This is a genomic window from Streptomyces sp. SID5910, assembly GCF_009862125.1.
Taxonomy (GTDB): domain Bacteria; phylum Actinomycetota; class Actinomycetes; order Streptomycetales; family Streptomycetaceae; genus Streptomyces.
The window spans coordinates 1-4,849 of record NZ_WWHX01000173.1 but is presented as its reverse complement, the minus strand read 5'-3'; the positions used below and the strand labels follow the sequence as shown (position 1 = coordinate 4,849).

Here is a 4,849-nt window from a genome sequence, read left to right as displayed (position 1 = left end):
GGACGGCGCCGTGCGCGGGGTCCGCACCGACCGGGGCGGCCTGCGCGCCCCGGCGGTCGTCAACGCGGCCGGCCCCTGGGGCGGCGAGGTGGCGGCCCTGGCCGGGGTGCGGCTGCCCGTCCTGCCCAGGCGGGGCTACGTCCTGGTCACCGAACCGCTGCCGCGCCGGGTGCGGCACAAGGTGTACGCCGCGGACTACGTCGCCGACGTCGCCAGCGACTCGGCGGACCTCCAGACCTCCCCGGTGGTGGAGGGCACCGCCGCGGGCCCCGTCCTCATCGGCGCCAGCCGGGAACGGGTCGGCTTCGACCGGTCGGTGTCGCTCCCCGCGCTGCGGGCCCTTGCGGCCGGCGCGACCCGCCTGTTCCCGTTCCTCGCCGAGGTGCGCGCCATGCGGACGTACGCCGGTTTCCGGCCGTATCTGCCCGACCACCTGCCCGCCGTCGGCCCCGACCCGCGAGTGCCCGGTCTGCTGCACGCCTGCGGGCACGAGGGCGCGGGCATCGGCCTGTCCACCGGCACCGGCCACCTGATCGCCCAGGCCCTGTGCGGCGAGCGGCCCGCCCTCGACCTCACCCCGTTCCGTCCCGACCGCTTCGCCGAGGAGGCCGCGTGATCTTCCGCCGAGGGCGTCCGAACCCGCTCCGCCTGGTCCGCGCCCGGCCCCGCCCCGCCCGCACGGTCACCTTCGACGGCCGGGAGATCGAGGCGCTGCCCGGCCGCACGGTCGCCGCGGTGCTGTGGGCGGCCGGCATCACCTCCTGGCGCACCACCCGCGGCGCCGGCCGCCCCCGCGGGGTGTTCTGCGGGATCGGCGTGTGCTTCGACTGCCTGGTCACGGTCAACGGCCGCCCCAACCAGCGGGCCTGCCTGGTGCCCGCACGGCCGGGCGACGTGATCCGCACCCAGGAGGGGACCGGGCATGAGGACTGAACTCGCGGTGATCGGCGCGGGTCCCGCCGGGCTCGCGGCGGCGCTGGCGGCGTCCGTGAGAGGCGTCCACGTCACGGTGGTGGACGGGGCGGCGGAGCCGGGCGGGCAGTTCTACCGGCAGCCCGCCCGCGAACTCGGCGCCCGGCGCCCCCGGGCCCTCCACCACGGGTGGCGCACCTGGGAACGCCTGCGCGCCGGACTCGCCGCGAGCGACGTACGCGTACTGACGGACCATCAGGTGTGGTTCGTGGAGCGGGAGTCCGGGGCCTTCACCGTGCACGCGCTGCGCGGGCCCGGCGAGGACGAGCCGGTCGCCGTGCACGCCGACGCCGTCCTGCTCGCCACCGGCGGATACGAGTACGTCCTGCCCTTCCCCGGCTGGACCCTGCCCGGCGTCCTCACGGCCGGAGGCACCCAGGCCATGCTCAAGGGCGCCCTCGTGGTGCCGGGCAGGACGGCCGTCGTCGCCGGCACCGGGCCACTGCTGCTGCCCGTGGCGACCGGGCTCGCGGCGGCCGGCGTACGGGTGGCGGCGCTCGTCGAGTCGGCCGCCCCGGGGCACGTCGCCCGCCACGCCCGCGCCCTGGCCGGCAAACTCCCCGAGGGCGCCGGACACGCCGCCCGGCTGCTGCGCCACCGCGTCCGCACGCTCACCGGGCACACCGTCGTCCGCGCGCACGGCGACGACCGGCTGACCGGCGTCACCGTCGCCGCCCTCGACGCCGGCGGCCGCACCCGGCCCGGCACCGAACGGCACCTGCCCTGCGACACCCTGGCCGTCGGCCACGGCATGCTCCCGGGCACCGACCTCGCCGACGGCCTCGGCTGCGAGCCGGCCGGGACGACGGTGGCCGTCGACACCGAGCAGCGCACCAGCGTGCCCGGGGTGTGGGCGGCCGGTGAGACCACCGGCGTCGGCGGCGCCGCCCTCGCGCTCGCCGAGGGCCACATCGCCGGACGCTCGGTCGCCGCCCGGCTGCGCGGCACCGCACCCGACCCGGCGGGATGGGCGCCGGCCGCCCGGACGCGCGAGGCGCTGCGGGCATCCGCCGACGCACTCGCCGCCGCGTTCGCGCCGCCCGCGCACTGGACCGACCAGGTCACCGACGACACCGTCGTCTGCCGCTGCGAGGAGGTCACGGCCGGCGCCGTCCGCGAGGCCGTCGGCGGACTCGGCGCGGGCGACGTACGCACCGTGAAACTGCTGACCCGGGCCGGGATGGGCTGGTGCCAGGGACGGATGTGCGGCCCCGCCGTCGCCGGCCTCACCGGATGCGGACCCGCCCCGTCCCGGCGGCCGTTCGCCCGCCCCGTACCCCTCGGCGTCCTCGCGCAGCCCCAGCCGAAACCCCCGGAGGAAGGACACTCATGACCGACCACCGTCCCTGGCGCGGCGTCCTCGTCGCCACCGCGCTCCCGCTGACCGACGACCTCCGCGTGGACTACGACGCCTACGCCGAGCACTGCTCCTGGCTGGTGGCGAACGGCTGCGACGGCGTTGTCCCCAACGGATCGCTGGGCGAGTACCAGGTGCTCACCCCCGAGGAACGGACCCGGGTCGTCGAGACCGCCGTCGCCGCGATCGGCGGGCAGCGGGTGATGCCGGGCGTCGCCGCCTACGGGTCCGCCGAGGCCCGCCGCTGGGCCGAGCAGGCCCGGGAGGCCGGCTGCGGCGCGGTCATGCTCCTGCCGCCCAACGCCTACCGTGCCGACGAGCGTTCCGTCCTCGCCCACTACGCCGAGGTCGCCCGGGCCGGGCTGCCCGTCGTCGCCTACAACAACCCCATCGACACCAAGGTCGACCTGGTGCCCGAACTCCTCGCCCGGCTGCACGGCGAGGGACACGTACGGGCCGTCAAGGAGTTCTCCGGCGACGTCCGCCGCGCCTACCGCATCGCCGAACTCGCCCCCGAACTCGACCTGCTGATCGGCGCCGACGACGTCCTGTTGGAACTGGCCATCGCCGGCGCCAAGGGCTGGATCGCCGGATACCCCAACGCCCTGCCCGCCTCCTGCACCGAGCTGTACCGCGCCGCGACGACCGGCGACCTGGCCACCGCCGAGCGGCTGTACCGGCAGCTGCACCCCCTGCTGCGCTGGGACTCGCGCGTCGAGTTCGTCCAGGCCATCAAGCTCTCCATGGACCTCGCGGGCCGGCCCGGCGGCCCCTGCCGCCCGCCCCGCGTACCGCTGCTGCCCGAGCAGGAGGCCGCCGTGCGCGCCGCCACCGAGAAGGCCCTCGCGGCCGGACTGGCCTAGGAAGGAGGGGACATGCGCAGCAGACTCGTCCTGCACGCCGTCGACTCGCACACCGAGGGCATGCCCACCCGTGTGATCACCGGCGGCATCGGCACCATCCCCGGCGCCACCATGAACGAACGGCGGCTGTACTTCCGCGACCACCGCGACGACGTCAAACGGCTGCTGATGAACGAGCCGCGCGGGCACGCCGCCATGAGCGGCGCGATCCTCCAGCCGCCCACCCGGCCCGACTGCGACTGGGGCGTCGTCTACATCGAGGTCTCCGGCTACCTCCCCATGTGCGGCCACGGCACGATCGGCGTGGCGACCGTCCTCGTGGAGACGGGCATGGTCGAGGTGACCGAGCCCGTCACCACCATCCGCCTCGACACCCCGGCCGGCCCCGTCGTCGCCGAAGTGGCCGTCCAGGACGGCGCGGCCAAGGCGGTGACCCTGCGCAACGTGCCGTCCTTCGCCGTCGCCCTCGACCGTGAGGCGTCCCTGCCCGACGGCCGCACGGTCACGTACGACCTGGCCTACGGCGGCAACTTCTACGCGATCCTGCCGCTGGAACGGCTCGGGCTGCCCTTCGACCGCTCCCGCAAGGACGACATCCTCGCCGCCGGCCTGTCCCTGATGGACGCCATCGACAAGGAGGGGGAGCCCGTCCACCCCGAGGACCCCTCCATCCACGGCTGCCACCACGTCCAGGTCACCGCGCCCGGCGCCACCGCCCGCCACTCCCGGCACGCCATGGTCATCCACCCCGGCTGGTTCGACCGCTCGCCCTGCGGCACCGGCACCAGCGCCCGCATGGCCCAGCTGCACGCCCGCGGCGAACTCCCCCTGCACACCGAGTTCGTGAACGAGTCCTTCATCGGCACCCGCTTCACCGGCCGGCTGCTCGGCACCACCGAGGTCGCCGGGCGGCCGGCCGTCCTGCCCAGCTTCACCGGCCGCGCCTGGATCACCGGCACCGCCCAGTACCTGCTGGACCCGGAGGACCCCTTCCCGGCAGGCTTCGTCCTGTGAACACCGTCAGCACGGGCACCGGCCCGTCCCTGCCCCACCTGGGCGGCCGCAGACCCAGCCACCGGGAGCGGGTCGCCGACGCGCTGCGGGCCGCGCTGATCGCCGGCGAACTGCGGCCCGGCGAGGTGTACTCGGCACCCGGCCTCGCCGCCCGCTTCGGCGTCTCCGCCACACCGGTCCGCGAGGCGCTGCTCGACCTCGCCAAGGAGGGGCTGGTCGACACCGTCCCCAACAAGGGGTTCCGGGTCACCGCCGTCTCCGACCGGCAGCTCGACGAGTACACCCACATCCGCTCGCTCATCGAGATCCCCACCACCGCCGCCCTGGCCGCCACCGCCGACCCGGTCGCCCTCCAGGAACTCCGCCCGGTCGCCGAGGAGATCGTCGCCGCCGCGGTCGACGGCGACCTCATCGCGTACGTCGAGGCCGACCTGCGCTTCCACCTCGGCCTGCTCGCCCTCGCCGGCAACGGGCACCTGGTGGAGGTCGTACGGGACCTGCGCCGCCGCTCCCGGCTGTACGGACTGACGGCGCTGGTGGAGCAGGGGCGCCTGGAGGCGTCGGCCCGGGAGCACCTGGAGATCCTCGACGCGCTGCTCGCCCGCGACGAGCACGAGGTGCGGGACGTGATGGCCCGGCACCA

The 4,849-nt window shown here is 75.9% G+C and carries 6 protein-coding genes; all 6 read left to right on the top strand.

The features are described 5' to 3' along the window. Positions 1-616, top strand: a 616-nt coding sequence (locus tag GTW67_RS06290) for an NAD(P)/FAD-dependent oxidoreductase (RefSeq protein ID WP_161163800.1), incomplete at its 5' end; no start/stop codon positions are given. Beyond that, positions 613-933 (top strand): (2Fe-2S)-binding protein, encoded by a 321-nt coding sequence (locus tag GTW67_RS06285; protein WP_346010571.1) that lies wholly within the window; start codon positions 613-615, stop codon positions 931-933. The genes GTW67_RS06290 and GTW67_RS06285, both read left to right, overlap by 4 nt. Beyond that, positions 923-2,305, top strand: a complete 1,383-nt coding sequence (locus GTW67_RS06280; RefSeq protein WP_161163799.1) for an FAD/NAD(P)-dependent oxidoreductase — start codon at positions 923-925, stop codon at positions 2,303-2,305. The genes GTW67_RS06285 and GTW67_RS06280 overlap by 11 nt, the downstream gene beginning before the upstream one ends. Next, a complete protein-coding gene (locus tag GTW67_RS06275; RefSeq protein WP_161163798.1) occupies positions 2,302-3,192 on the top strand; it encodes a dihydrodipicolinate synthase family protein in 891 nt (296 codons plus the stop codon). Before GTW67_RS06280 ends, GTW67_RS06275 begins: the two co-directional genes overlap by 4 nt. A 12-nt stretch (positions 3,193-3,204) precedes the next feature. Continuing rightward, positions 3,205-4,206, top strand: coding sequence for a proline racemase family protein (locus tag GTW67_RS06270; protein WP_161163797.1), 1,002 nt, complete (start codon positions 3,205-3,207; stop codon positions 4,204-4,206). Continuing rightward, the coding region (locus GTW67_RS06265) for an FCD domain-containing protein (protein WP_161163796.1) at positions 4,203-4,849 on the top strand (647 nt) is incomplete at its 3' end. The genes GTW67_RS06270 and GTW67_RS06265, both read left to right, overlap by 4 nt.